Origin of the sequence: Saccharospirillum sp., from assembly GCF_039982735.1 — a bacterium.
Taxonomy (GTDB): domain Bacteria; phylum Pseudomonadota; class Gammaproteobacteria; order Pseudomonadales; family Natronospirillaceae; genus Saccharospirillum.
Genome location: NZ_JBDWXV010000023.1, coordinates 22,879 through 49,150, shown reverse-complemented (window position 1 = coordinate 49,150; position 26,272 = coordinate 22,879). Strand labels below are relative to the sequence as shown.

At 59.2% G+C, this 26,272-nt stretch carries 20 protein-coding genes and 1 riboswitch; of the genes, 7 read left to right on the top strand and 13 right to left on the bottom strand.

All coding sequences use genetic code 11. From position 1 onward, the window contains the following. Positions 1-30 precede the first annotated feature (30 nt). Complete coding sequence (locus ABJT94_RS19135) at positions 31-1,056, top strand: M48 family metallopeptidase (protein ID WP_348474331.1); 1,026 nt, start codon at positions 31-33, stop codon at positions 1,054-1,056. Between the two features lie 300 nt (positions 1,057-1,356). On the opposite strand, the gene ABJT94_RS19130 is transcribed toward ABJT94_RS19135, so the two are convergent. From ABJT94_RS19130 to ABJT94_RS19105, 6 genes are all read right to left on the bottom strand, one after another. After that, positions 1,357-3,831, bottom strand: coding sequence for a heavy metal translocating P-type ATPase (locus tag ABJT94_RS19130; RefSeq protein ID WP_348474330.1), 2,475 nt, complete (start codon positions 3,829-3,831; stop codon positions 1,357-1,359). 296 nt (positions 3,832-4,127) lie between these two features. Beyond that, positions 4,128-5,321, bottom strand: a complete 1,194-nt coding sequence (locus ABJT94_RS19125) for an amidase (RefSeq protein ID WP_348474329.1) — start codon at positions 5,319-5,321, stop codon at positions 4,128-4,130. Between the two features lie 221 nt (positions 5,322-5,542). After that, a complete protein-coding gene (locus ABJT94_RS19120) occupies positions 5,543-7,135 on the bottom strand; it encodes a gamma-glutamyltransferase family protein (RefSeq protein WP_348474328.1) in 1,593 nt (530 codons plus the stop codon). A 25-nt stretch (positions 7,136-7,160) separates the two neighbouring features. Beyond that, complete coding sequence (locus ABJT94_RS19115) at positions 7,161-7,997, bottom strand: ABC transporter permease (RefSeq protein WP_348474327.1); 837 nt, start codon at positions 7,995-7,997, stop codon at positions 7,161-7,163. Further along, positions 7,994-8,812, bottom strand: a complete 819-nt coding sequence (locus tag ABJT94_RS19110) for an ABC transporter ATP-binding protein (RefSeq protein ID WP_348474326.1) — start codon at positions 8,810-8,812, stop codon at positions 7,994-7,996. The genes ABJT94_RS19115 and ABJT94_RS19110 overlap by 4 nt, the downstream gene beginning before the upstream one ends. A 65-nt stretch (positions 8,813-8,877) precedes the next feature. Then, positions 8,878-9,882: an ABC transporter substrate-binding protein gene (locus tag ABJT94_RS19105; RefSeq protein WP_348474325.1), complete on the bottom strand. Its 1,005-nt coding sequence runs from the start codon at positions 9,880-9,882 to the stop codon at positions 8,878-8,880. A 439-nt stretch (positions 9,883-10,321) separates the two neighbouring features. Between ABJT94_RS19105 and ABJT94_RS19100 the strand changes: the two genes are divergently transcribed. Further along, a complete protein-coding gene (locus ABJT94_RS19100) occupies positions 10,322-12,133 on the top strand; it encodes an EAL domain-containing protein (protein WP_348474324.1) in 1,812 nt (603 codons plus the stop codon). A gap of 144 nt (positions 12,134-12,277) precedes the next feature. Here ABJT94_RS19100 and ABJT94_RS19095 read toward each other — a convergent pair whose 3' ends face one another. After that, entirely contained in the window at positions 12,278-13,021 is a 744-nt protein-coding gene (locus tag ABJT94_RS19095) for a hypothetical protein (protein ID WP_348474323.1), read from the bottom strand. Between the two features lie 207 nt (positions 13,022-13,228). On the opposite strand from ABJT94_RS19095, the gene ABJT94_RS19090 reads away from it, so the two are divergent. From ABJT94_RS19090 to ABJT94_RS19075, 4 genes are all read left to right on the top strand, one after another. Continuing rightward, positions 13,229-13,966: a response regulator transcription factor gene (locus ABJT94_RS19090; RefSeq protein ID WP_348474322.1), complete on the top strand. Its 738-nt coding sequence runs from the start codon at positions 13,229-13,231 to the stop codon at positions 13,964-13,966. Continuing rightward, positions 13,963-16,521, top strand: a complete 2,559-nt coding sequence (locus ABJT94_RS19085) for a PAS-domain containing protein (RefSeq protein WP_348474321.1) — start codon at positions 13,963-13,965, stop codon at positions 16,519-16,521. Before ABJT94_RS19090 ends, ABJT94_RS19085 begins: the two co-directional genes overlap by 4 nt. Before the next feature lie 51 nt (positions 16,522-16,572). Then, positions 16,573-18,030: a phospholipase D-like domain-containing protein gene (locus ABJT94_RS19080; protein ID WP_348474320.1), complete on the top strand. Its 1,458-nt coding sequence runs from the start codon at positions 16,573-16,575 to the stop codon at positions 18,028-18,030. A gap of 100 nt (positions 18,031-18,130) precedes the next feature. Further along, on the top strand, positions 18,131-18,370 hold the full coding sequence (locus tag ABJT94_RS19075; protein WP_348474319.1) for a TIGR02647 family protein: 240 nt from the start codon (positions 18,131-18,133) through the stop codon (positions 18,368-18,370). A 33-nt stretch (positions 18,371-18,403) separates the two neighbouring features. Here the strand turns inward: ABJT94_RS19075 and ABJT94_RS19070 are convergent, their stop codons facing one another. Further along, positions 18,404-18,868 carry a 6,7-dimethyl-8-ribityllumazine synthase gene (locus ABJT94_RS19070; RefSeq protein ID WP_348474318.1) on the bottom strand — a complete coding sequence of 155 codons (465 nt, stop codon included), beginning with the start codon at positions 18,866-18,868 and terminating at the stop codon, positions 18,404-18,406. Between the two features lie 90 nt (positions 18,869-18,958). Next, positions 18,959-19,137: riboswitch (FMN riboswitch) on the bottom strand. 90 nt (positions 19,138-19,227) lie between these two features. Beyond that, positions 19,228-19,866, bottom strand: coding sequence for a DUF502 domain-containing protein (locus ABJT94_RS19065; RefSeq protein ID WP_348474317.1), 639 nt, complete (start codon positions 19,864-19,866; stop codon positions 19,228-19,230). A 172-nt stretch (positions 19,867-20,038) separates the two neighbouring features. Here ABJT94_RS19065 and ABJT94_RS19060 point away from each other — a divergent pair, with 172 nt between their 5' ends. Continuing rightward, entirely contained in the window at positions 20,039-21,109 is a 1,071-nt protein-coding gene (locus ABJT94_RS19060) for an AbrB family transcriptional regulator (protein ID WP_348474316.1), read from the top strand. Here the strand turns inward: ABJT94_RS19060 and ABJT94_RS19055 are convergent. From ABJT94_RS19055 to ABJT94_RS19040, 4 genes are all read right to left on the bottom strand, one after another. After that, positions 21,085-21,774: a response regulator transcription factor gene (locus ABJT94_RS19055; RefSeq protein ID WP_348474315.1), complete on the bottom strand. Its 690-nt coding sequence runs from the start codon at positions 21,772-21,774 to the stop codon at positions 21,085-21,087. The two genes, ABJT94_RS19060 and ABJT94_RS19055, sit on opposite strands and share 25 nt — an antisense overlap. A 7-nt stretch (positions 21,775-21,781) precedes the next feature. Continuing rightward, entirely contained in the window at positions 21,782-23,152 is a 1,371-nt protein-coding gene (locus tag ABJT94_RS19050) for a DUF4118 domain-containing protein (protein WP_348474314.1), read from the bottom strand. A 20-nt stretch (positions 23,153-23,172) separates the two neighbouring features. After that, positions 23,173-24,624: a TrkH family potassium uptake protein gene (locus tag ABJT94_RS19045; protein WP_348474313.1), complete on the bottom strand. Its 1,452-nt coding sequence runs from the start codon at positions 24,622-24,624 to the stop codon at positions 23,173-23,175. Between the two features lie 149 nt (positions 24,625-24,773). Further along, positions 24,774-26,234 (bottom strand): DHA2 family efflux MFS transporter permease subunit, encoded by a 1,461-nt coding sequence (locus tag ABJT94_RS19040; protein ID WP_348474312.1) that lies wholly within the window; start codon positions 26,232-26,234, stop codon positions 24,774-24,776. Positions 26,235-26,272: the final 38 nt, after the last annotated feature.

Sequence of the window (26,272 nt, the reverse complement as noted above, 5' to 3'; positions counted from 1 at the left end):
GCGGCCTTCAACACCAGGCAGACTCTCACTATGACACAAACCTTCAGTGCCCACTTTTACCCCGAGGGTTTTGCCGATAGCCAAACCGTCACGGTCTTGCTGGATGCCAGTGGCTGGCTGAGTTTTCAGGCGTTCCACAAAAAGTACCGCTGCCCGTTCAACCGGGTGACGGTTAGCGACCGGCTGGGCCGGTCCCCGAGGTTTCTGACATTGCCCGAACTGGGCAGGCTGGAAACCCGCGACAACGACTTTGTTGATAGCGCATTGCGCCACTTTGGTCACAAGGGCGAACGTACCCTCTGGTTGCCAAAGCTGGAGCGAGCGCCCTTGTGGATACTGGGTCTGTTGATTGTGGTTGTTGTGACCGGCTGGGCTACCTACCGGCACGGCATACCGGCCATGGCCCGGGTTACCGCACCGCTGGTGCCCGACAAGGTACGGGAGCTGGCCGGGCATGAGGCACTGGGATGGATGGAACGTGGCTGGCTAACCCCGACAACACTCAGTGAGCAACGCCAGCAGGAGCTACGCGGTGCGTTTGAAAGCCATTTTGGCGACCCGTTAACCGGTCTGACTGTGCGGGTGCTGTTTTATAACAGTGAGGTCTTTGGTGCCAATGCCTTTGCCCTGCCAGACGGAACCCTGGTGTTCACTGATCAGTTTGTAGAGCTGGTCGATGAAGCCGAATTCCTGGCGGTCGCCGCGCACGAAGTCGGCCATGTCCGTCACGATCACGGCATACGGGGCATCATCAGTTCTTCGGCCCTGGTCGCCGCTACCTTGCTGATTACCGGCGACAGCGAGGCTCTCTCTGAAATCATCGTCACCGCTCCCTACGCCCTGGCGCAGCTCTCCTATTCGCGTGATATGGAAAGGGAGGCCGACACAGCAGCAATGGAACTGATGCAGGCCGCCGGTCTGGACCGGCGAGCCTTCGCATCGGCCCTGCAGAAGATGGTGGACAGTCACGGTGCCAATGAAGGAGGCTCCAGGGCCTGGGAGGAATACCTCTCCAGCCACCCTGCGACCGACGAGCGAATCAAGCGCTTCGAGTAGAGCGATAGCCTGCCTGAAACCCAAGTTCGGAGTTTGGGTTGGTTTTGTTGCCAGGAGTTCGTGTCAGCCACCGGGTATGTCTATCCGGGGTCGGCGTAGACCCGTCCATGGGGCCTAGATCGCAGCGTCCCTGCTGCGAACTACCCCGGATAGACATACCCGGCACCTGACACTCGGTTTTCTGCAAATTCCAAATTCAGTTAAAAGAATAATGTTCGTCAGGCCCAACAATCCGAAAGTATTCAGTTGCATCGGTACTTCTGAAAGGGTTGGCCCCAGCCAACCCAATCACCAAGTCGTTTATTTCTTGTCGAGCGCCGCATCCAGCTTAAGTGTGCGCAACCTCAGTGCATTACCTATCACTGAGACCGACGACAGGCTCATGGCGGCCGCGGCGATCATGGGTGACAACAAGGCGCCGAAGATCGGGTAAAACAGACCGGCGGCGACCGGTACGCCCAGAGTGTTGTACACGAACGCAAAAAACAGATTCTGTTTGATGTTGCGCAGTGTGCCATGGGCCAGGGTGCGCGCACGCACGATGCCGTTCAGGTCACCCTTCACCAGGGTAATGCCTGCACTTTCCATCGCCACATCGGCGCCGGTGCCCATGGCAATGCCGACATCGGCGGCGGCCAGGGCGGGTGCATCGTTCACACCATCGCCTGCCATGGCAACGGTTGCGCCCTGCTTGCGCAGTTCTTCAACCAGCTTTTGTTTGCCTTCGGGAGAGACGCCGGCGCGTACTTCGTCGATGCCCAGTTCACTGGCGACTGCCTGAGCGGTAGTTTCGTTGTCGCCGGTAGCCATGACCACGCGCATGCCTTGAGCCTGCAGGGCACGAATGGCGTTGGTGGTGGTTTTCTTGATCGGGTCCTGTACTGCGATCAGGCCCGCCAGTTTGCCGTCGACGCCCAGGTACATGACCGTTTTGGCGGCTTTGCGCATGGTGTCGGCTTTTTCTTCAACGTCGGTTAAGTCAATGCCTTTGTCGTCGAACAGGGTGGCATTTCCCATTAACAGGTCATGGCCGTCAACCCGGCCGACAATGCCTTGGCCGGTCACGGAGTCGAAGGTTTCGGGTTCCTGCAGTTTGGCCTCACGCTGCTTGGCTTCGGCCACTATGGCCTCGGCCAGCGGGTGTTCGGAGCTGCGCTCCAGGCTACCGATCCAGCCGAGCAGGATGGTTTCATCCTGGTCGTTCAGGGCGACCAGGTCGGTGACCTTGGGCTTGCCTTCGGTCAGAGTGCCGGTTTTGTCGACGATGAGGGTATCGACCTTGGCAAACCGCTCCAGTGCTTCAGCATCCTTGATCAGAACGCCCGATTGAGCGCCGTGGCCGGTGGCGGTCATGATCGACATCGGTGTTGCCAGCCCCAGGGCACAGGGGCAGGCGATGATCAGAACGGAAACCGCCGCAACAATGGCATAGGCCATGGCCGGGTCTGGCCCGACCAGCGACCAGATGATGAACGCGATAATGGCGACGAGCACGACCGTCGGTACAAAGTAGCTCGCCACCCTGTCGGCCAGACCCTGTATCGGCGCGCGAGAGCGTTGTGCCTGGGCCACCATGGCGACGATTTGCGACAGCACGGTTTCAGAGCCGACCCGTTCGGCGGTCATGATCAGGGTACCAGTTTTGTTCAGGGTGCCGCCGGTGAGTTGATCGCCTTTGGTTTTTTCCACCGGTACCGGTTCGCCGCTGATCAGGGATTCATCCACGGAGGACTGGCCTTCGGCGACCACGCCATCGACCGGGATACCGCTGCCCGGTTTGACCCGCAAGCGGTCACCGCTTTGTACCTGGTCGAGCTGCACTTCCTCGTCGTCGCCGTTGTCGTTAATGCGCACGGCGGTTTTGGGGGCGAGATCGAGCAGGGCGCGAATGGCCGAGCCGGTGCGTTCGCGGGCTTTCAGCTCCAGTACCTGGCCGAGGAAGACCAACGCCACAATGACGGCAGCGGCTTCGAAGTAAACCGGAACGTGTCCCGATTCCATGCGGAAAGCATCCGGGAATACCCCGGGCACCAGCGTTGCGACAACGCTGTAAGCGAAAGCAGCGCCCACCCCAAGGCTGATCAGGGTCCACATGTTGGGGCTGCGGTTGATGATGGAGTTCCAGCCGCGTACGAAAAACGGCTGGGCGGCCCAGAGTACGACCGGAGTCGCCAGTATCAGTTCCAGCCAGATAGCGGGCCCTTCACCCAGCCAGCTGCGAAACGGTAGCCCAAGCATCGGGCCCATGGTAATCAGCAGTAACGGCACGGCTGCGATAACGCTGATCCAGAAACGCCGGGTGAAGTCGATCAGCTCGGGGCTGGGGCCGGTGTCTTCCAGCGACGGGGTCATCGGTTCCAGCGCCATGCCGCATTTCGGACAGGTGCCGGGGCCTTCCTGCACAATTTCCGGATCCATCGGGCAGGTGTATTGGGTGCCTTCGGGCATGGGCTCGGGGGCTTCACTTGGGTCGAGGTAGCGTTCAGGATTTTCCTCGAACTTGTGCTGGCAGCGTTCCGAACAAAAATAATGTGCCTTGCCTTCATGCCGCGCCATGCCTTTGGGGCGGTCGCGCCGCACGGTCATGCCGCAGACCGGGTCTTTGGCAGTCTCGAAGCCTTCGGGATCGTTATCAAATTTGGTTTTGCAGCCAGCGCCACAAAAATAAAAGTCGTGGCCGTCGTGCTCGCTGTGATGTTTGGCGGTATCGGGCGATACGGTCATACCGCAGACCGGGTCGCGCAGTTCCACTGTGTCGGATTGTGCTTGGCTCATGGTCTCTCCTTAAAGATGCGACATGCACCAGAATGTATGAGACACAGGCTAGACCTTCCAGTCGTTGGAAGGTCAAGTAATGATTTGAGATTCGGAGGTCCATTTTACTGCAGTGCCCTGAACCCGCGCCGGATGGCAGGGGTACTCCTGCGGGGGCGCCGTGAATACATCCGTGTAGGCTTAACTTCGGCATCCATGCCTCAGATACCCCCGCAAAAGTACCCCTACCATCCGGCGCTGACCTGTAGCGAACTTCGCAACTTGAGTATTAAGACTTCTATAAGCTCGTAACGAGGTTAAACGGCTGGTACCGGTCCCGGAGCCTTGCGCAGATGACTGGCAAACGCCAGGTTTCTGGCCAGCCTGAGAAGGTGACGGTCGCTACCAGGTGGGCCGATCAGCGAAAACCCGACCGGGCCGCGCACATCGCGCAGCCAGGGTAATGACAGTTGCGGCAAGCCAGCCACCCCCGCCACGGCAGTCAGACACAGGGTTTGACCGCGAATAAAGTCGACTTCTTCAGCGGGTGCCGAAATGGGTAGGGCTGACGCTGGTACGGTGGGCATGCACCAGATCGTATCGTCGCCAATCAGATCACGAACGCGCTGGCGCAGGCCATTGAGGTTGGCCTGTGCGGCTTGGGCTTCCTCTGCGGTGATTTTTGAGGCGGCGTCAAAGCGCTCCGCGACACCCGGGCCAAACACGGGCTTGTTGGCTGTTATCCACTCACCGTGTGTTTGCCAGGCTTCATAGGCTTGCACCACCTGAAACACACGGCGGTAACTCTCCAACGATCCGATCGAGATCGATCGGGATACCGGCAAGCCCAGCGACCGAATGGCGCCGCGCGCCTTGTGGGCCATGATTGAGTCCAGCAGTTCCATGCCATCATTGAGCAGGGCCACTTGGCTTGGAATCGGGGTTTCCGTGTTGGGTAGCAAGGCCTCGCCGACCGCCATCAGAATATCGGCGCGCTGAGCTAACCAGCCGACGGTATCAAACTGCGGCGCCAGGCTGCCCACGCCAACCCGGCTGACGGCGCCATGACTGGGACGTAACCCGTATAGCCCGCAATAGCTGGCGGGAATGCGGATGGAGCCACCGGTATCGGTGCCGATGGCGAAATCAACCAGTCCCTGGGCTACCGCCGAGGCCGACCCGCTGGATGAGCCGCCAGGGGTTGCATCCGGTACGGCCGGGTTCGGGGCAACCCCATAATGGTGATTATTGCCCGCCAGGCTGTAGGTCAGTTCATCGGTCTGGGTTTTACCAATCAGTTCGGCGCCCTGTACCAGGCACTGGTTAATGCAGTCCGCATGGGTATCCGCAACAGAGTGAGTGCTTGCCCACAAGGGGTGACCCATACCCATGGTGGTACCAGCCACGTCCATCACATCTTTAACCGCGAAACGCAGACCGGTTAAAGGCCCCGGGTGCGTGGGCGCAGCTTGAACGGGGTCTTCAGTGATAATTGCGCTACAACGTTGCATGGCATGTTCCTCTAAACGGTTAAGGGCCAGCGGTTACTCAATTTTTGAAGCTCGGGGATGGCTAGGATGGCATTGGGCCGCAGCAGCCACCGGATATGCCCCTGTGGGGTCGGCGTAGATCCATCCTTGGAGCCTAGGCCGCAACATCCCTGTTGCGGACTACCCCACAGGGGCATACCCGGTAGCCGCCGCTTATCACTCAGCGAACTTCAAAATTTGCGCTACAAAGTAGCCACTAGACCATCGGCTCTGGGGTCCGCCGCCCCTTCGATCACGCCGTCAGGCCGGTGCACCAGGGCGCCGGCGTGGCCCAGGGTGTCGCTGAAGGCTTCATCGAGGACTTCGACGTCGTGTCCGGCGCTGCGTAGCTGGTCCATCAGGGCCGGGTCGAACCGGTTTTCCAGTTTCAGGCGGGTGTCGGTGTCGCCCCAGGTCCGCCCCAGCAGCCAACGCGGCGCGGTGATGGCCTGTTGCAACGGCTGCCCGAACAGGGCATAGCGGCTGAACACCGCGGCCTGTGTCTGCGGCTGGCCTTCACCACCCATGGTGCCGTACACCATCGTGCGGCCGTCATCGAACTCGGCCAGGGCCGGGTTAAGGGTATGGAAAGGGCGGCGGCCCGGGCTGAGCGCGTTGCGGGAGGCCGGGTCGAGCGAAAAGCTGGTGCCCCGGTTTTGCCAGGTGACACCGGTGCCTGGTACGACGACGCCCGAACCGAATTCCCAGTAGATGCTTTGAATAAAGCTGACCGCATTGCCGGCCTTGTCGATGCAGCCGAGCCAGACGGTGTCGCCAGCCTTGGTTGGGTTGGGCCAGGGGCGCGCGCGGGTCATCGACAGGGTTTTGACCTGTTCGTTCAACGCCTCGGGTGTGAGCCAGCGTGCGGGCGAATCCGTCAGCCAGTCAGGGTCGATGCACTCCAGATCGCGCACCGTAAATGCAGCCTTAGTGGCCTCAATCAGACCATGCAGGTGGTCAAAGCCTTCGCCTTCGGTGATGTTCAGCCGATCGAACAGGCCCAGAATGATCAGTGACGCCAGCCCTTGCGTCGGTGGTGGCAGGTTGTAGACCGTGCTGCCACGCAGCTGAGTATGTAATGGTTCGACCAGACGTGCCCGAAACGCCTCAAGGTCCGCACGCCGCACCGGACTGCCGAGTGCTTCCAGGCCTTGCGACAGGGTTTGGGCGAGGTCACCGCGATAAAAGTCGTCGAGCCCGGCGCGGCTGAGTTGGGCCAGTGTGTCCGCCAGGTCGGGCTGATACAGGATGTCGCCTTCGGAAGGTGGCTGGCCGTTATTGAGAAACACTTCGGCAAAACCGGGCTGCCGAGCCAGTTGATCAAATTTGGCGCGCGTGAGCGCAGCCTGGCTCTGGCTGACCACGATGCCTTCTCGCGCCTGCTGTTCGGCAGGGGCGAGTAAGCGGGAGACCGGGGTATTGCCACCGAGTTGATGAGCGACCTTTAATGCCTGTTGCCAGCCGCCGATGGTGCCCGCAACGGTCAGGGCCGCATGCGGTCCGCGGCTCGGGATGGTGGTTTCGCCTGCGCCCGTGTAAAAATCAATGTCGGCCGCTTGCCCCGCCGGACCGCAGGCATCGATGGCGATCGGCGTGCCATTGGCTGGTTTGATCAGCCAGAAGCCATCGCCGCCCAGCGCATTCATGTGCGGGTACACCACGGCGATGGAGGCCGCAGCGGCCACCATGGCTTCTACCGCGTTGCCACCTTCCTGCAGGACATCCCGCCCGGCCTGGGCGGCGCTGTGGTGAGGCGCGACGCAGGCGCCACCGAGTGTGCGTTTGGTGTGGATCATTACGGCTGGCTCCTAGCCCCGTTACTCATTGTTGAGCGCTCTGAGCGCGGAAGGCCCAGCCCGTCATGCGTTTTTCGATGACCACGAACAGGGCATACATCAGCACCCCTTCAATGGCCAGCGCCAGCAAGCCGGCGAACACCAGTGGCACCTCGAAGTTGGCCTGAGCCATCAGCATCATGTGGCCAAGCCCGGAATTGGCGGCCACGGTCTCGGACACCACCGACCCGACAAAGGCCAGGGTAATCGCGACTTTCAGCGAACCGAAAAAATGTGGCATGGCGCCGGGTAAGCCGACTTTCAGTAGACGGTCCAGCTTGCTGGCCCCCAGGGCGCGCAGTATGTCGTCCATTTCCGGTTCGGTGGTGGCCAGACCGGTGGCGACGTTGACCACAATCGGGAAAAACGAAATGAGAAAAGCGGTGATGATCGCCGGTACCGAGCCGATGCCGAACCAGAGCACCAGAATCGGCACCAGGGCGACCTTGGGTATCGAGTTAAAGCCGACCATCAGCGGGTACAGCCCGCGATAAAGCCGGCGCGAACCACCGACGGCAACGCCCAGTATTAATCCGAACACCACGGCGAAGCCAAACCCGGCCATGGTGGTCCACAGGGTTTGAATGGAGTTAATCATCAGGGCGCGCTGAAATTCGACCGCTGCCTGGGCAATTGCCGAGGGCGGTGGCAGAAAATACACGGGCAGTGAAAAGAGGTGACATACCGCTTCCCAGATCACGAAAAAGCCAATGATGATCCAGAACGACATCGCCTCTTCGCGGCGAAACCAGCCGAGCCAGTGTCGCAATCGTGACGGGCGCGGTGTGGTGGTTGCCGGCGTTGACGGGGTGCTTGTGGTCATGATGTGGCTCCCAGCACTGGTTTCGCAGCAGCCTGGGCCCGGGTGCCGCGAATGTGTTCCCGCAGGTCGTGCACATGGCTGACAAAACCGGGTTCAAAGCGAATGTCGAGGTCGCGCGGCTGGTCAAAGGTGATGTTCTGGCGCACCAGCATGCGTCCCGGCCGGGCACTCATCACGTAGACGGTGTCGGAGAGATAAACCGCTTCGGTCAGATCGTGGGTGACCATCAATACCGTAAACGTTCGGTGCTGGCGCAGCGTCTGCAACACCAGCCAGAGTTCTTCTTTGGTAAAAGCATCGAGTGCGCCGAAGGGTTCGTCGAGCAGCAACAAAGGTGGTTCGTGAATCATGGCACGGCACAAAGAAGCCCGTTGGCGCATACCGCCAGACAACTCCCAGGGGTACTTGCTGCCCATGCCCTCGAGGCCAACAGCCGTCAGCAGGTCTTCAGCCTGGCGCCGGTACTGGGCCTTGCGGTGGCGAAAATCCGACTTGGTGGCGGGGGCCACTTCCAGCGGCAGCAGGATATTATCGAGCGTGGTGCGCCAGGGCAGCATGATGGCATTCTGAAACGCCATGCCGACCTGGCTGCGCGGCCCGGTGACCGGTTCGTTGTCGATCAGAATCTGGCCTTCTTGGGGCGTCAGCAAGCCGGATAGCAGCTTCATGAAGGTCGACTTGCCACAACCGCTCGGGCCGACAATGGCCGCGAATTCGCCACTGTCGATGTGTAAGTCGATGCCATCCAGCACGATCTGTTCGGGGGCCATGCCACCGTAGCCGAGGCGTAAGCCTTCTATATCAATCACACTCATACTGCGGGCCTGTCGTAAATGAGACCAGGGCGCCGAGGCGCCCGTTTTGTTTGGGTAGCCTGTACTTATTGCAGCATCCGCTCTTCAGCGCTGGGCAAAAAGGCATCGGTGAAGATGTCGTCGACATCGGGTTTATTGTTGAAGCTGTAGGCAATGCCGATCTGATCGATGGCTTCGCGCATCCGCTCGGGGTCGATGTCGCCCATGCCATTGGCGATGACGGCATCGGTGAGGATGTTGTCGTCGATCGACATGATCAGCCGCTCCAGCTCGACTTCTTTGCGGGCAATGCTGTTGTGGGCCATTACGTATTCAACGGCCGCTTCCGGGTCGGCGATGGTGTCGCGCCAGCCGCGAATGGTGGCGCGCAGAAAGGCGGTCACCGCTTCGGGGTTCTCTTCAGCAAAGGTCGGGTTAACGATGATGGCGTTGCCGTAAAGTTTCAGGCCGTAGTCGCTCATTAGCATGACGCTGATGTCATCGGCGTCGACGCCCTTGGATTTTAAATTAATGTAGGAGGAAAACGAGAAGCCGGTAATGGCGTCGACATCGCCCTGGGCCAACATGGGTTCGCGTACCGGGAAACCGACGTTTTCGATGGTGACCTGGCTGGCATCGAGGTTGTTGGCCTCAACAAAGGCAGGCCACTGGGCGTAGGCGCCGTCGGTGGCCGGTGCGCCCAGGGTTTTGCCTTCAAGGTCGGCCGGTTCCATCACGCCCAGGCTTTTGCGCCCGACAATGGCAAACGGCGGGGCATCGTACACCATCATGATCGCCTGAACCGGTACGTCAGAGTCCTGGTCGCGGAACTTAATCAGTGAATTGATGTCGGCAAAACCTAATTGGTAAGTGCCCGACCCAACCCGGGGGATGGCCTCCAGCGAGCCGCTACCGGTATCAATGCTGACGTTCAGGCCCTCTTCTTCATAGTAGCCACGGTCCATGGCCATCAGGTAGGGCGCTGCGGGGCCTTCGAATTTCCAGTCCAGTGCAAATTTAATATCGGTCGCAGAAGCGGCCGTGGCGCTAAGCAGTGCAACGACGCTGGCAACCAGAGATGCTTTGTTCATGGTGTTCCCCTGTGTGTGGCTTTAGGATTGGCCGGAGCCGGTACAGGGATATTGCAAAGGGCAGGCCAGTTGGCCGAACAATCATTCAAATCCGCGTAAGGCTGAAACAATCGTTTCAAAAGCCGGGTATCATGGGGCTTTACCGGCGTGGCCTTGTCACAGATACCTTCACTGCGCACCAAGTCGATCACCCTGCACCAGAGCGCGCACCGTTTTGGCGCGGTGCCTGCTGTTCCGTTGCGTTAACTAAGGTTCTCCAGGAATAACCACCCGGTGCATCCACGAACCAGGCATTTCAAGCTAGACTGTTTCAGGAGGGTTCAATCAGCCCGTTTCTTTCACAAGATTTCTGTTGGGTGGTATGGCATCAGAACATAATTCAAATCAGCCAGGTCGGTCGCCACTGGTTAGGCAGCTTCATCATGAACGTCTCAACCAGATGTTCTGGGCCCTGCAGATATTCCTGCTGGTTGCGACCGTACAGAGTATGGCACTCGGCCGTGTTTCCTCTGCACTGGCCATGGCGGTCGCAGCGGGTCTCTTGTTCCTGAGCCTTTGGCTGGTACGCCAGCAACATTATCAATTGGCCGCCACTTGGATGCTCGGGCTGATGACCGGCCTGTGTTACTACTTTCTATGGCACAGCGATGGCCTGCGCGATGAAGCCGTGCTGGGTTACCCCGGCATTCTGGTCGTTGCGAGCATCATTGGAAACCGTCGTATTTTTATTGGTTTGCTGGCGGTCATGATTGTGAGTTTGCTGATACTTGGTGGCGTCAATTCGATGGGGCTGCATCAGACCCGACCGGTCGAGAGCAACATCAACGTGGCTATTTTGCTGGTGTTGATTCTGTTGACGACAGCCTACTGTATTCGCCTGCTGGTCAACGACATTCGTCATCTGGTGACAGAGCTGAACGAAGAAAACCAGCGACGCCGTGAATCCCAGGCCCAGGTTGAGGCGCTTGTGAATCATGACAGTCTGACCGGCTTGCCCAATCGCATGCTGGCCGCCGAGCAGTTTGAACTGATGTTGCGTCACAGTGAGCGTGAAGGTCAGTCGGTGGCGCTGTTATTTATCGATCTGGATAACTTTAAACCCATCAACGATTCACTCGGCCACGGCGCCGGCGATGAATACCTAATTCAGATTGCCCAGCGCCTGGTGGATGAAGTGCGTACATCGGATGCGGTCTCACGCTTTGGTGGCGACGAGTTCGTGGTGCTGATGCCCGACCTGCCACCGGGAGAGTCCATTATCTCCCGGGCGGATGAACTGCTGCAAACACTGCGCGAACCCATGATGCTGCAAGGTCACGAGCTGACCACCACGGCCTCGATTGGCATTGCCATCGCGCCGGCCGATGGTACCGACTTCGCTACTTTGCTGGGCAAGGCCGACATGGCCATGTACGAATCGAAGCGCGCCGGGCGCGATGGCATTCGCTATTACAACACCAGCATGAACAACGACGCCCAGGCTCAGGTCAAACTCATTTCCGACCTTCGCAAGGCATTACAAGGCAACGAACTTTCGCTGCACTACCAACCCAAAATCGATCTGAAAACGGGCAAGCTGTGCGGTTGTGAGGCCCTGTTGCGCTGGCAACACCCGACGCGCGGGAATGTGCCTCCCATCGAGTTCATCAGCCTGGCTGAACGGTCGGGTCTGATCATTGAGATCGGTATGTGGGTGATGCGACAGGCCACGGGAGCGCTAAGCCGGTTTGATTCGGTCGGCCTGTCAGGGCTGACCATGGCGGTGAATGTTTCGTCTTTGCAATTCAAGCGCGGTAACCTTGATCGGGTGGTTGAACAGGCTCTAACGGAATCCGGCATCGAGCCCCATCGACTGGAAATTGAAATCACCGAATCGATGCTGATGGAACCCGGTGAAGACATTGACCACACCTTCCACCGGTTGCAGGCGCTCGGCGTTACTTTCTCGATCGACGATTTCGGGACCGGCTATTCCAACCTGGGATATCTGAACAAGATGAAGATCGGCACACTGAAAATTGACCGGTCCTTTGTGTCGCAGCTGCAACTGAGCCCGCAAGACACCGCCATCGTCACCGCCATTATTCAAATGGCCAACAGCCTCAACCTGACTACCGTAGCTGAAGGCGCCGAAACCCAGGCCGAAGCCGACTTACTGGCCAGGCTCGGCTGCACTCAGGGGCAGGGGTATTACTGGGCCCGGCCCATGCCGGAAGCCGATTTTATTAAGTTCGCGCTTTCTCGTGGGTAAGCCACGCATACCTTAACCTTAATATGGATCCGAGAGTTGTGGCCTCAAGCCTCGGAGTTCGGGTTGCTTCAGAGTCAATCGTTCGCGGCGGCACCCGCCGCTTGCTGTGTGGGAACTCCGAAACTTTAGATTTGAGCTCGGTGGCTATGAGCACTCAAAATCATTGAGAGATCGCCACACAAGCTCTGCTATGGCCCGGTAGTCTTCATCGTAAGGCTCCAGTGGCTTGGCGCTGTGACCATTTTCCTGGTGAGAGGGCGCCTTATAAAGCCGGTGGGTTGAGTTAAAAATGGTCGTTTCAAACTGCGACCAACTGGCATTGGCACTGAACACCGGGTTGCCACTGTTGTGGCATGAACTGCATTGACTCTGCAGTGCACCTTGTACCTTTGTGTCGTAAAACGCCTCATTGCTGATGCATTGTCCAAGCGTCAGGTCGCGCTCAAAGGTCACGGTCTTCCAGTCGCCGCCTTTTAGCGCCGTCAGTTCAAACTGCTGCTCGCCCCCTGTCTCGATCATGATGGGCAGAGACTGGTCCAGGTAGTCTGCACACTGAGTAAAGGCCGGGAATACAATGCAAGAGTCGCCAGTATCCCATTCGTCGACCAATTCACCATTTAAAACCAGTTGTACGGTGGCTTCCGTCGGTATACGCACATCCAGCACGGCCTGGGTTGGCCCCGGGTTAGCCTGAGTGTAACTGAGCGATCGTACCGCCAGCGCCAGCTCAACGGTGCCGCTGTCATCAGTATCGACGGGGTCGGACGTATCGCCGGTGGTGTCGCTGACGGTTTCCGGCTGGCAACCAGCGACCAGTAAGGCGAGCAACGCAGTGCATGGGGCCAGCCTGAACGGGGCCAGTCGGGAACGGATTACAGGGGTTGTCATGACATCATTCGGCTCGGGAGCAATAGCTTAGAATGGCATGGTGCCGGCTTTACATCTGCGACCGGCTCCACACTTCACGGCTTTCCTCCACGGGTTTGGGGCCGTGTTTGAAATACTCTGTTAACATTCCAGTGCGTCACTGAGTGGCGCGAACGCGCGTACACAGACTCACCTGGCACCATAATGATAAAAAGCCCGGAGAAACCGATGGCCGCAACCCCCCAGGCGCATCACATTGCCATCGTCGATGACGACCCGGACATCTTGCAGGTACTGACCGACACCCTGACGCTGGAGGGCTACCGGGTTACGCCCGTCCAAACCGGCCAGGCGTTGCTGGGCCTGCAAGCCCAGGACCCGGCCGATCTGATATTGCTCGATTTGAAACTGGAGCACGAAAGCGGCTTGCGCGTGGCGCAGGACATCCGCCGCGATTCGGCCGTGCCGATCATGATGCTCACCGGCAAGGGCGATGAGACCGATCGCATTCTCGGCCTCGAAGTCGCCGCCGACGACTTTATGATGAAACCGTTCAACCTGCGCGAAATTGTCGCTCGGGTGCGGGCCCTGCTGCGGCGCAGTACCCAACTGAGCCAGACCCCCAAATTACTGGTGCAACGGGTTTCCGAAGGCCTGGTGTTCGATGGCTGGTGCCTTGACCTGACGCGGCGCACGCTGCTGAACCCGGCGGGTGAGTTGGTCGACCTGACTTACGGCGAATTCAATTTGTTGAATGTGCTGCTATCGTCGGCGAACCGTGTGCTAAGTCGTGATTATTTGCTGGAGAAAACCCACGGCACTCAAACCGAATCCTTCGATCGCACCATCGACGTTCTGATACTGCGCCTGCGCCGCAAGCTCGAACCCAACCCCAAGGCGCCGCACTACATTAAAACCGAGCGCGGCATTGGCTACCGTTTTGAGGCCACGGTCAAACGGCTATGAACCCGCTGCGCTGGACGTTACACGCGAAAGCCCTGGCTGCCTTTGTAGTCGGTTTGGTGCTGTTGCTGACGCTGGTCAGCTTCTCCTGGCGCGGTTTAAGCCAGACCCGGGACGCGGTGAATGAGTTCGAAGGGTTACTGATTCCCGAAATTCGCACGGCCCTCAGTCTCTCCGATGAAGCCGCTCAGATTGTGGCGCTGGCGCCCTATCTGGCATCGGCCGGGCGCCCATTTCAGCTGCAGGCCGAGCGGCAACGCCTCGAAAGCCGGTACCAGCGGGTGTTTGCCTTGTCACAACGCTTGCAGAACCCGGACGTTCGCGCCCGTATCCAGGCTATTCTCGCCAACATCAAAGCCGATCTCGACGCGCTGACCGGGCGGGTGTACGACGAACTGTTTATTCGCGAAGACGTGCTCGCGGCTCAGTTTCAGGTCGATCAGCAGGCACGCGACAGCGCCGAGGCCGGCCATTCCGTCACCATTGAGCCCTGGTTGCCGTTGCAGCTGTTCTACCGGGCGATTACCGACCCGGCCGACTATAACCGCCAGACCCGGGAGCGGCTGCGACCGCTGGTGCTGGCCGTGGCCGAGCCCGAGGCCTACCTCGACTGGCTGGAGCTGGCCACCGCTGAATACCAGACGTTGCAGGGCATTCAGCAAAACAAGGCATTCCTGCTGGCCCGCTTGCGCGCCCACTCGGAGCGTCTCACTGAGCAGACCAACAGCTTCGCTGCCGATATTCAGCAGGTGGTGGTGCGTCAGCAAACGGCGGTGACCGACCGGGTAAACGCCTCCCGGGTGCTCACTCTGGGCTTGTCGCTGGTGGTGATGCTGGCGCTGCTGGTGTATTACCTGAACAATCGCCGGCTGATTCGGGACCTGGCCACCGTCACAGACGACATGGTGCAACTGTCGCGGCGCGAGGAGTCGCCGGCGCAAATTCCCATCCATCGTCAGGATGAAATTGGTGACTTGGTGCACGCCTACGATGTGTTCCGTGAGCACGCCCTGCAAGCCGAACGCACCAGCGCCGAGCTGGATACCCAGAAAACCCTGCTGGAAACCATCCACAACCAGATTCAGGACGGGCTCAGCGTGTTCTCCCGCGACGACCGGCTGGTAATCTGGAACCGACGCTACCTGGAGATATTCGACTTCAACGACGGCGACCTCCAGCCCGGCATGGCGCTGGACGAGGTGCAGGCACTGATGGCGCGCAAGGCGCATCGCAACCTCAGCGTGCAGCAGGAAGCCGTCGACATGCCGACCATGAACGTGCAGCGCCACCAGAGCCAGCAGAACTTTGAACGCCATTACGATGATGGTCAGATCATCGAGTTTCGCAGCCAACCCATGCCCAATGGTGGCTTTGTCACCTTATACCGGGACCTGACCGAGAGGCGCATGGCCGAGCAGCAATTGCAGCAGGCGCAAAAAATGGACGTACTGGGCCAGCTGACCGGCGGCGTCGCGCACGATTTCAATAACCTGTTGGCGGCGCTGTCGGGCAACTTACAGTTGCTGGAGCAAAGTGGTGCGGTCAGCGATGCAGGCACACCCTATTTGCACCGCGCGCTGGATGTTAGCGAACGCGGCGCCCAGCTGGTACAGCGGTTACTCGCCTTCAGTCGCAAACAACGGCTGACGCCAGAGGTGGTCGAACCGGACCGGTTGATCGAGGGGCTGACTGAACTGCTGGAATATTCAGTCTCCGGCCCGGTTACGCTCACACTAGACCTGGCGGCCCCGGGTCGGAGTCTGTACATCGACCCGTCGCAACTGGAAAACGCCCTGTTGAATCTGGTGTTGAACAGCGTATCGGCCATTCCCGGCAAGGGCGCTATTACGGTTCGTACCCGTTACCTTGAACAACAAGATCGGCTGGAGCTGACGGTGACCGATACCGGCCAGGGAATTCCGGTGGCGTTGCAGAAACGCGTGCTGGAACCCTTCTTCAGCACCAAACCGGTAGGTCAGGGCAGTGGCCTCGGGCTGTCGACCGTGTATGGGTTTGTGCAACAGAGCGGTGGGCAATTCACTCTGCAATCCTGGCCCGGGCAGGGTACAACGGTGTGTATGAGCTGGCCGGTAACCACTCAGTTGAGTTCGCCTGGAGCCAGCGTCGTCGAACTCTCGCTTACCTTCGAGGCCAGTCATACGCTGGCACTGGTTGAAGACGATGCCGCCGTTCGCCAGGCGCTTACCGATTTATTGCAACAACGTGGTTACCGGGTCATGGCGTTCGAGCACGGTGAACAGTTTATTGATTGGGCGCATCACCATGACGAACCGGCCGGGCTGGTGCTTTCCGATGTGAACCTAGGCGGCCTGCTGAACGGTCTCGACGTGGTGACCATGGTGCGCAAATACTGGCCCGACGTGCCTTGCCTGCTGATGTCCGGCCTGCCCCGCGAGCGGCTGGAAGACGACCTGGGGTTTGCCATCGAGCATCCTTTGTTGCAAAAGCCCCTGTCTCAAAGGCATATTGACGCCTTGTTTCCGCCCTTGTCGGCAACTGGCCAGCGGTCAGAGCCGATACAGAGTCGGAAGGACTGACACCCGGGAAACGCATGGATGATGCACGCCCGGATCTGAAGGAGTAGCACCATGGTGGGCGTACCCAGGGCAGGAGGTCGTATCGCAATTGCACTGTTAGTGGCTGTTGGGCTGGTTTTGCTGGCGGTGGGCATTTACCACAGCGTTAAACCCTTGCCGCCCGGCCTCAACGTTGACGGCCCGCTGCGGCCGGTCAGCGATGTGCGGTTCTTATCCGATACGTCTTACATAGGCACCGACGACCAGCGTCATCTCGAACAAAGCATCTTCGATGAAGTCTTCGCCATGATCGACGCGGCCGAACGCTTTGTGCTGATCGACATGTTTCTGTTCAACGATTTTCAGGGCGAGGTGCGCGAAGAACACCGGGCGCTGTCGGCCGAACTGACAGAACGACTGATCGCCCAGAAGCAGCGCTTCCCCAACCTTGAAGCGCACCTGATTACCGACCCGATCAACACCGTCTATGGCGGTCAGCGTGCCAGGCACCTGGAGCGGCTGGAACAAGCGGGCATCACCGTCACCCTGACCCGGTTGGAGGCCCTGCGCGACAGCAACCCGGCCTATTCTTCCATCTGGCGTACCTTTTTATCGCACTTTGGAACCAGTACCGGAGATCGGCTGGCAAGCCCGCTGGGCGATGGCCGAATATCATTGCGAAGCTTTCTAATTTTGCCGAATTTCAAGGCTAATCACCGCAAAGTGATTATTGCCGACCAGGGTGGGGGTAACGGCTATGCGGCGCTGGTGACCTCGGCCAACCCCCATGATGGCAGCAGCGCCCACGGCAACGTTGCCCTGCGCTTTTCAGGGCCCGCTGTACAGGATTTGCTGACAACCGAGCAAGCCGTGCTGGCGTTTTCCGGCGGCCCGACGGTACAGTCGACGCTATCGACCCGGCCCCCGGCCGACCCAACGGACGCCGGGTTAAGAGTGGTCACTGAATTGGCCATCAAACACGCGCTGCTGGAGACCATCAATGGCGTTAACGCCGGCGACCAGCTCGACATCGCCGTGTTCTACCTGTCAGACCGCGACATCGTCAGCGCCCTGCTGGCCGCGCACGACCGTCAGGCCCAATTGCGCCTCCTGCTCGACGCCAACAAAGACGCCTTTGGCCGCGAAAAGAATGGTATCCCCAATCGCCAAACCGCGCTCGAACTCCACCGGGCCGGCATACCCGTGCGCTGGTGCGAAACCCGGGGCGAACAGTGTCATTCCAAATTCATGCTGGCCCGGCACGCCGATGGTGAGGCCACGTTGATTGTCGGCTCGGCCAACTTTACACGGCGCAACCTCAATAACCTCAACCTGGAAACCAGTATGGTATTAACCGGCAGAACGGCCGAATTAACCGCTCTGGCAGACGCCGCCGACTGGTTTGAATTGCGCTGGAGCAACACCGACGACAAACGCTTCAGTGTCGATTACGAAACCTACGCCGACACCCGGGTCTGGCCGCAACTGGTGTACCGGTTTATGGAGGCCAGCGGGATCAGTACATTCTGAGGTTTCCGGGATAGGGGCGCGATAGGTAACGCGCCAGGATTGTCGAATCAGGAAAACTCGACTAAACATAAGCTATGCCCGAACAACAATAGGAATCGCCATGCCCTTCTCCGACGACCACCTCGCCGAGCTGAATTTGCTTACCCAGTTTCGGGCCTCTTCATTGCAGGAAGGCATAAAAGTGCATAGCCAGGAGGCCGACCCGGCACTGGTAGCCGCTGCCGAACGCCTGCATGGCAAAGGGCTGATCACCCATAAAGACGGCGGCTACCTGACCGACCTCGGGGTCGAAACAGTCGACCACACTCGAAAGTTGCTGGGCATTCTATCGAGTCAGTAGTGCAACGGCCCGAATGGTTTCGGGCCGTTCAGGTTAACCGGTGATCGCGCGCAGGCTGCCCAGGGTGGCATGGCAGGCCTGAGCCGCTTCCTGACCCTTTTTCACGAAGTGCTCGCGGAAATAGCGCTGGTGTTCCTCGTGTTCGTGAAAATGGTGCGGCGTCAGCACCACGCTGAAGACCGGAACATCGGTATCCAGCTGCACTCGCATCAGCCCATCAATCACCGCCTGAGCGACAAAGTCGTGCCGGTAGATGCCACCGTCGACTACCAGGCCACAGGCGACAATGGCGTCAAAACGTCCGCTTTTGGCCAGGTGCTTGGCATGCAATGGGATTTCATAGGCACCGGGCACGCGCAGGTGTTCTACCTCGGCCGAGGTGTCCAGTTGTTTCAGTTCAGATTCAAACGACGCGCAGGCTTGTCCGACAATGTCGGCATGCCAGGAGGCTGCAATAACAGCAACACGGGTAGTGCGGTTGGGGATAGACTGATTCATGGGTTTCCCTCACGATTAGGGTGATGGCCAGAATCAGGGCGCGCGAGTACGCAAAGACCACCGCGCAGGGCGCGGCAGCGATTGGGTGGTTCGCGATCTCTCTCATCCGGACTCTAACCGTCGGCTCTGGTTTCACACCAGATCTGCTGACCTCGCCGTGAAGCACCGGCTTTAATCCGGTTCACCGCGAGCGCTCGCGGGCTCCTGACCTGCATGACTGCCAATCAGATACCGCCGGTGGGGAATTTCGCCCCGCCCTGAGAACGCTGCTGGCGCAAGCGCGCCAGACGGGCAGCAGTATACTGAAAAAACACAGAAGCGCACCATCACCCAAGCGCTGGGAGCCAGCGTTGTCGAAATCAGTCTGGTGTGGCGTTAGGTCTGATACCGGGCGAAGCCGCTTCCTGCTCTGTGCTCTTGTACAAACCGGCCGTCAGCATGAATTGCATCGCATCTTCAAACGGCCAGTCCACATAAACCAGGTCGGCCTTGCGCACTAGCAGCGTTACGCCGGCGATCTGATAGCTGACCTGCATCAGCACCGGCACCCACTCATCGGGTTCGTCGTGTTTTTCCAGCGCCTGACCAACAGCCCTGGGAACATCGTTTGCCGTTACAAAGCCGACAATGTAGGTGTCGTTCGCCTGTTTCACCAGAACGGTTTGCCGTTCTTTGGTTTTCTCCGGGTCGGTGCTGATCAGCGAGGCCATGTCTTTAATGGCTCTATATACGGTCTTCAGCAGCGGAAACCGGAGAATCTGGTCTTCCAGCTTTTGGTACAACCAGACGATCGGACTGACACTGAACGCCAGGCCGATGATCAGCAACAGGGTCAGCACTAAAACAAAGCCACTCCCTGCCCAGGGTTGGCTGATGCCGACCAGGCGAAGCAGTGCGAGCCCGAAATTATTGAGCCCGTCGCCGATCGTCCAGAACAGCCACAAAGACAGCGCCAGTGGCAGGATCCTGAGGACTCCACGGGTGATGGTTTTGCGCATTTATTTGCTCCTGTGTTCAGGTTGGCGTTTCAGGGTCGTGCACTCTTAATCAGAGCAGAGCCTATCAGATTGAGTGCCAGCTATAGGTCTCCGGAGTTTAACGCTGCGTTTTATTTCGAAACCCTGCCTGCCACTCTATACTGCGCGCGACTCTTAATCCTGCCGGAGCGCCATGAGCCCCAGTCATCCGACCCGATTGAACACCGCGCTGAATCTGCTGCTGACGCTCGCCATCGCTGCCGTCGGTGCCCTGGTGTTCAATGCGCTGTCCTGGCCATTGCCCTGGATGCTGGGCAGCCTGACAGCGACGCTTGTCGGCAGCCTGCTCGGTTTTACTCCCCATATTCCAATGCGGCTGTTTACCGCCATGCTGCTGATTCTGGGTGTGTATGCCGGTGCGGCGCTAGACCCCGGGCTGCTGTTTACTGTCTGGCACTGGCCCCTGTCGCTGATCGGTATGGTGGTGCTGGTAAGTGCATCAACGACCGTAAACCACTGGTATTTCCGGCGCTTTGCCGGGTTCGATAGCACCACAGCGCTGTTTGCCTCGGTGCCCGGAGCCCAGTCTCTCGTGCTGATCATGGGCGCGCGCAGTGGCGCCGATGAAAAGCAGATGCTGATTCCGCAAATAACCCGGGTGCTGGCGGTGATCTATTTCGTGCCGCTGATTCTGGTGAGTCTGGGCGATCTGACCGGGCTCGATATTGACCGAATTCGGACCGTTCCAACTGAATCCTGGGCATTGCCAAGCTGGCCGTCGGTGCTGTGGGCTTTGGCTGCCATCGCCGTTGGCTTATGGGTGGCCAGGCGGTTGCGTTGGCCGCAACCGCTGATGCTGGGGCCGTTAACCGGGGTTGCGGTGTTGCAAATTACCGGCCTGACCGACCTGAGCATTCCCGGCCAGGCGCTGGTGCCGGTGCAGTTTGTGCTCGGAACCTATCTGGGCACCAAGTTCGCCAAAATTCGCTGGCGCACGGCCGTCATTCTTTCGGGTCACAGCCTGGTTGCCCTGTTGCTGACGGTGACTCTGGTCGCGCTGATGACAGCGCTTCTGACGCTGCTGACCGACATTCCGGCGGCGGCTATTTTTCTCGCCTTTGCTCCCGGCGGTCTGCCCGAAATGGTGCTGATTGCCGCAACGTTGAATACCGATCCGGCCTTTGTGGTGGTTCATCATGTGGTTCGGTTTCTGATCATCGCCATTGCCTTGCCCTGGGTCTATCGCCTGTCCAGAAAGCGGTAACCGATGCCGGGTTCGGTTTCCAGGTACTCCGGGTTGGCTGCATTGTCGCCAAGCTTGATGCGTAACTGGCGAATCACATTGCGCAGGTATTGGGAGTCGTCTTTGTGACTGCGGCCCCAGATTTTTTCCAGCAGACTGGTCTGGGTGACAAGCCGGCCGGGAGCCTTTACCAGGTGCTGCATCACCGCCCATTCCTTGCGTGTGAGGCTGATGCTCTGGCCATCGAGCGTCAGTTCATGCCGGTCGGGGTTAATGCTCAACCGGGTGTCGGAATAGGCAATGTCGGCCGGGTCCTCCCGGGTGCCGGTGCGTGAGGCGAGAATGCGGCGCACCCGGGCCAGCAATTCATTCACGCTGAAAGGTTTTACCACATAGTCTTCAGCGCCCATATCGAGTGCCGCGACTTTCTCCATCTCCGAAGAGCGAACCGACAAGACCAGCACCGGCTGCTGACTTTGCGCCATGAGCTGACGCAGCACCTCTTTGCCATCCAGGTCGGGCAGGCCGAGGTCCAGGATCACCAGGTCGGGTTGGGCCAGCACGGCCTGAGCAATACCCTGGGTGCCGGTCTCCGCTTCAATCACATCGTACCCCTGAGACGCCAGGCTGATACGCAGAAAGCGGCGGATCTGGGCTTCATCGTCAATGATCAGAATTCGGCTCATCGCTGGGTTATTCCTGGTTGGGCCGGGTGGCGGTGTCGGCCCCGGCAGACGCTATGGGCAGCGTCAATCTCAGGCACAGGGAGAAACCGGCCGGGGGCTCTACAAAGGCAGCTTCACCACCGTGTACCCGCATCATGCCCCGGCAAATGGTCAGCCCGAGGCCCGAGCCGGTCGAGTAGCGGTCGCCCCGGCTGAACGAATAGAACTGCCCGAACACCGCTTCCCATTGCTCGCGCGGCAGACCGGGGCCCTGGTCGAGCACATCCATCCAGATGGTACTGGCATCGGCGCCAGTGTGAACTTCAACGCGCCCGTCTGGACCTATGGCTTTCAGGGCGTTGTCGAGCGCATTGAACAGTGCCTGTTCGACCAGCGCTGCATGCACCCAGACAGAAGGCAATTCACCGCTCGGGTGAAAGCTAACCCCGGGTGAGGGCTTTGCGGCGGCCAGGCGGCGGTAAACCACATGGTAGAGCTCATCGATCGAGATCCACTGACGGTTCAGGGTCAGCTCGCCCTGGCCCAGGCGGGTCATGTCGAGCAGGTTCTGAATGTACTGTTCCAGGCGTTCGCTTTCGAGAATGATGGAGTTCAGCAGCTCCCGGCGGTCGTCTTCGTTCAGGTCGGCTTGCAGGTCGCGCAACGAGGTGGCCGCGCCCATCATCGTCACCAGCGGTGTTTTCAGATCATGCGAGACGGAAGACAGCAACGCATTGCGCAACGACTCTTCATCGGCCCGACGTTCAGCGGCTTTGCGTTCCTGCCGGGCTTCGCGGCGCTCCTGATACGCCAGCCATTGTTCGCCCAACGCCCGCACCATCGATTGCCAGCCCTCGGGCAGGTTGTGGGTCAGCTCCGGGTCGCTGTTTAGCCCGCGCGCACGGGTTAACGGATCGGTCTGGCCTTCATTCAGGGTCAGTGCCCGGGCATCGCCGAAGACCTGCTGTGAAAAGGTCGCCAGGTGATCTGCATCGGCCTTGGCCGGGTCGTCCTGAAGGTGTTTGGTCAGGGCCAGTTGAGCACTGACAAAGCGCTGCTGAAAAGACAGCTGGTCGACCTGGTGGCGCAACCGGTAGGCCAGGCCGCCGGTCATCAGTGCGAAAACGACGTACAGGGCTGCGGCTACTATTTCTTCAGGTTCGTGCATTGCCAGGCTGAACACCGGCTGAGTAAAGGCGTAGTTGAACAGCAGCAAGCCCAGTCCGGCGCTGGTCAGCACGCCGCGCCAGTCGGTCAGCAGGGCACTGAGCACCACGGCCATCAAATACAGCAACAGCAAGGTGGTATGCGCCAGCCAGGGCAGCGGCAGTAGCCCCAGGCCGGTAATGGCCAGCGGGATCACAGCATTGCACAGCGGCCACAGCCAGGCCTGTTTCATCGAACCCCTCCGGTTTTCCATTACCAGCGCCAGAAGGCCGGTGTGAATAGAATCAGCAGGGCCATATATTCAAGCCTGCCCAGCAGCATGGCAAGACAGAGGATGGCCTTGGCGGTATCGGGCAAGGTGGAAAAGTTGCCGGCTGGTCCAATCAACTCGCCAAAACCCGGGCCGACGTTCATCAGCGCCGTGAGTGCGGCGGACCCGGCGGTCACCACATCCAACCCGGTCAGCGTTAGCGCGATCGAAAAGAGCAACAGGCTGACCAGCATCACAAACAAATACGCCAGCGAAGCGACCAGCACACCCTCACCGACCGGGCGCTGATTGTAGATGCGCTGAAAATGACCGGAGGGATGCAGCGATTTGAACAAATGCTCGCGCAACAGCAAGCCGAGCAACTGAAACCGGAACAGCTTGGTGCCACCGGAGGTAGAGCCTGAACAGGCGCCACTGAACATCAGGAAAACAAAGAGCATTAACGAGAAACTGCCCCAGAGGGTGTAGTCTTCGGTGGCGTAACCGGTGGTGGTGACGACGGAGGTAATGTTGAAAACCGCGTGGGTCAGGGCGTGAAAAAACGACTCGGTCGATCCGGTCAGCAATCGATGTACGGTCATCGCCAGAGCGGCGGCGGCCACCAGTTTGAACAGCAGCTGTACCTGTGCATCGCGCGCTATGTGCCAGGCGCGGTCATGCAGCGATTGCACATACAGCAGAAATGGCAAACCACCCAGCAACATGAATGCGCTGCCCGCCCAAATCAGGGCACTGCTATTAAATTGCCCGAACGACGAATCAGAGGTTGAGTAGCCTCCTGTCGCGAGGCTGGTTAGCGCATGGTTCAAAGCGTTGAAGCCGGTCATCCCCAATGCCCAGTAGACCGCGATAGCCAGAGCGGTGAGCAGTATGTAGACCACACCAATTTGTGTGGCCACGGTGCGCACCCGGGTATTCTGAATATTGGACCATTCCGAACTCTCGGTTTTAAACAAGCGCATGCCGCCGACTTTCAAGAACGGTAATACCGCCACGGCCATCAGAATGATGCCGATGCCACCGACCCACTGCATCAGCGAGCGCCACAAAATCAGGGTGCGGGGGCCACCGTCGAGCCCGACCAAAATGGTTGAACCGGTCGTGGTTACCCCGGAGACACTCTCGAACAGAGCATCAATAAAGCTCAGTTCCGGCCAGCCAAGGTACAGCGGCAAAGCGCCGGTCAGGCACAGCAGGCCCCAGTTAACCGCCGTCACCAGAAACATCGGCTTTGCTTTCATGCGAATCGAAGGCCCGCGCGCAAGCAGCATGCAAACCAGGGCAACCGCCAAACAGACCAGCGCACTGAGCACCATGGCGCGCACTTCCTGAGCGGTGGACCAATCGGCCAGCAGCACCGTCAGCCCCATCAGGCAGCCCCAGATAAGCATGATGAAGGTGGCAATTTTCAGGGCGGGTTTTACGGCGGTCACGGTGCTTGTCCACAACGATTAATACATCGCTAATGGTAAGGATCACGCTATAACAAAGCTGTAATGCCCTCTGGCGCCGCGTAAGAAAAGCATAAGGTTTGCATGTCATCGCGGGCTCAGGTGCGAGCCCGATCTGTCAGACAATCAGGTTAGGCCCCCGTGGCGTCATTCACCACACTTTGTTCCCGGCGGCGTTCGCGCAGCACATGGTGGCGTAGCCAGACCGTAGTGGCTAAGCCCAGCAGCCCCAAGCCGAAGGCAACCCAGAACGCCAGGTGAATGCCGGCGGCGATGGCGGCCGGTGAATCCGGGTTATCAAACAGGGAAGCGCGACCACTGAGTACAGTGACCAACATAGCGGTGCCGATGGACGCTCCGACCATGCGCAGGGTGTTGTTCATAGCTGCCGCGTGAGCGATCAGTGGCACTGGCAACGAGTTTATGCCTGCTGTGATCAACGGCATCATTAATAAGGTGGCCCCCATCATTTGAGAAATTGAGGCGGCAACTAGCCAGGTGGGGTGACCGTTATCCGGCATGGTCGCGAGAATGAACATGCCGATACTGAGCAACGTGAAGCCGGCGATGGCCAGAATTTGAATGCCAAACCGGTCAAACAGGCGCCCCGCCAGCGGTGAAATGATGCCCATCAGTACAGCACCGGGCAGCAGAATCAGACCGGCATCCAGCGCCGACATGCCCCGTACCGACTGCACATAGAGTGGAATCATGGTCTGTGTGCCAATGAGCAAGGTGAACACCAGCACCGATAAAAAGGTGGTAATGGTAAAGGTGTGAGACTGAAACACATTGAAGTCCAGCAGCGGCTGTTCAAGTCCCCGTTGCCGGTGAATAAAAGCCACCAGTGACACCGCACCCACCAGCAAGCTCACCAGCACACTGGCGCTGTCCCAGCCGGCCGATCCGGCCATGCTGAACCCGAACAACAGTCCCCCCCAGCCAAAGCTCGACAGCACAACGGACAACGAGTCGATGCGGCTGGCGCGCTGGCGGGTCACGTTTTTCATGAACATCAGCGTTGCCACTATTACCATCAGGGCGATGGGCAAAACCAGCACGAACAGGTAGCGCCACGAGAAATGGTCGACCACCCATCCCGACAGTGTTGGTCCTATCGCCGGGGCGAAGGCGATGACCAGCCCCACCAGCCCCATGGCAGCGCCGCGTTTTTCAATTGGAAACATGATCATGATCAGCGTCTGAATCATCGGCATGATGATGCCCGCCGCTGCGCCCTGAATGATCCGCGCAATCAGTAACATGGTAAAGGTTTGAGCGACAGCACCGAGCAGTGTGCCCAGGGTGAAGATCACCAGCGCCGTTATGTACAGGGTGCGACTGGAATACTTGTCCATCAAGGCGGCGGTAACCGGAATCAGCAGGCCGCTGGCCATCATGAACCCGGTGGTCAACCACTGCGCCAGACTGGGGTTGGCATCGAAGTCTTGCATGATCGGTGGAATAGCCACCAGCATCAGTGTCTGGTTAAGCACAGAGACGAAGGCGCCGGCGATCAGAATGATGACGATCAGCGTCCGGTTGTAGGCGGGTATGTCGTCGTTTTGTGTCTGGGTTGTGTGTGCGGTCATCGGGTGTCCATTCGGTTAACGGTTGCTGCAGGCTGCAC

Bases quoted from the DNA above. Each gene is read 5' to 3' on its own strand.
- ABJT94_RS19080 (WP_348474320.1), top strand. From the start codon at position 16,573: ATGGTGGGCGTACCCAGGGCAGGAGGTCGTATCGCAATTGCACTGTTA.
- ABJT94_RS19135 (WP_348474331.1), top strand. From the start codon at position 31: ATGACACAAACCTTCAGTGCCCACTTTTACCCCGAGGGTTTTGCCGAT.
- ABJT94_RS19085 (WP_348474321.1), top strand. From the start codon at position 13,963: ATGAACCCGCTGCGCTGGACGTTACACGCGAAAGCCCTGGCTGCCTTT.
- ABJT94_RS19125 (WP_348474329.1), bottom strand. From the start codon at position 5,321: ATGCAACGTTGTAGCGCAATTATCACTGAAGACCCCGTTCAAGCTGCG.
- ABJT94_RS19100 (WP_348474324.1), top strand. From the start codon at position 10,322: ATGTTCTGGGCCCTGCAGATATTCCTGCTGGTTGCGACCGTACAGAGT.
- ABJT94_RS19060 (WP_348474316.1), top strand. From the start codon at position 20,039: ATGAGCCCCAGTCATCCGACCCGATTGAACACCGCGCTGAATCTGCTG.
- ABJT94_RS19105 (WP_348474325.1), bottom strand. From the start codon at position 9,882: ATGAACAAAGCATCTCTGGTTGCCAGCGTCGTTGCACTGCTTAGCGCC.
- ABJT94_RS19075 (WP_348474319.1), top strand. From the start codon at position 18,131: ATGCCCTTCTCCGACGACCACCTCGCCGAGCTGAATTTGCTTACCCAG.
- ABJT94_RS19070 (WP_348474318.1), bottom strand. From the start codon at position 18,868: ATGAATCAGTCTATCCCCAACCGCACTACCCGTGTTGCTGTTATTGCA.
- ABJT94_RS19050 (WP_348474314.1), bottom strand. From the start codon at position 23,152: ATGAAACAGGCCTGGCTGTGGCCGCTGTGCAATGCTGTGATCCCGCTG.
- ABJT94_RS19055 (WP_348474315.1), bottom strand. From the start codon at position 21,774: ATGAGCCGAATTCTGATCATTGACGATGAAGCCCAGATCCGCCGCTTT.
- ABJT94_RS19130 (WP_348474330.1), bottom strand. From the start codon at position 3,831: ATGAGCCAAGCACAATCCGACACAGTGGAACTGCGCGACCCGGTCTGC.
- ABJT94_RS19110 (WP_348474326.1), bottom strand. From the start codon at position 8,812: ATGAGTGTGATTGATATAGAAGGCTTACGCCTCGGCTACGGTGGCATG.
- ABJT94_RS19115 (WP_348474327.1), bottom strand. From the start codon at position 7,997: ATGACCACAAGCACCCCGTCAACGCCGGCAACCACCACACCGCGCCCG.
- ABJT94_RS19095 (WP_348474323.1), bottom strand. From the start codon at position 13,021: ATGACAACCCCTGTAATCCGTTCCCGACTGGCCCCGTTCAGGCTGGCC.
- ABJT94_RS19120 (WP_348474328.1), bottom strand. From the start codon at position 7,135: ATGATCCACACCAAACGCACACTCGGTGGCGCCTGCGTCGCGCCTCAC.
- ABJT94_RS19090 (WP_348474322.1), top strand. From the start codon at position 13,229: ATGGCCGCAACCCCCCAGGCGCATCACATTGCCATCGTCGATGACGAC.
- ABJT94_RS19065 (WP_348474317.1), bottom strand. From the start codon at position 19,866: ATGCGCAAAACCATCACCCGTGGAGTCCTCAGGATCCTGCCACTGGCG.
- ABJT94_RS19040 (WP_348474312.1), bottom strand. From the start codon at position 26,234: ATGACCGCACACACAACCCAGACACAAAACGACGACATACCCGCCTAC.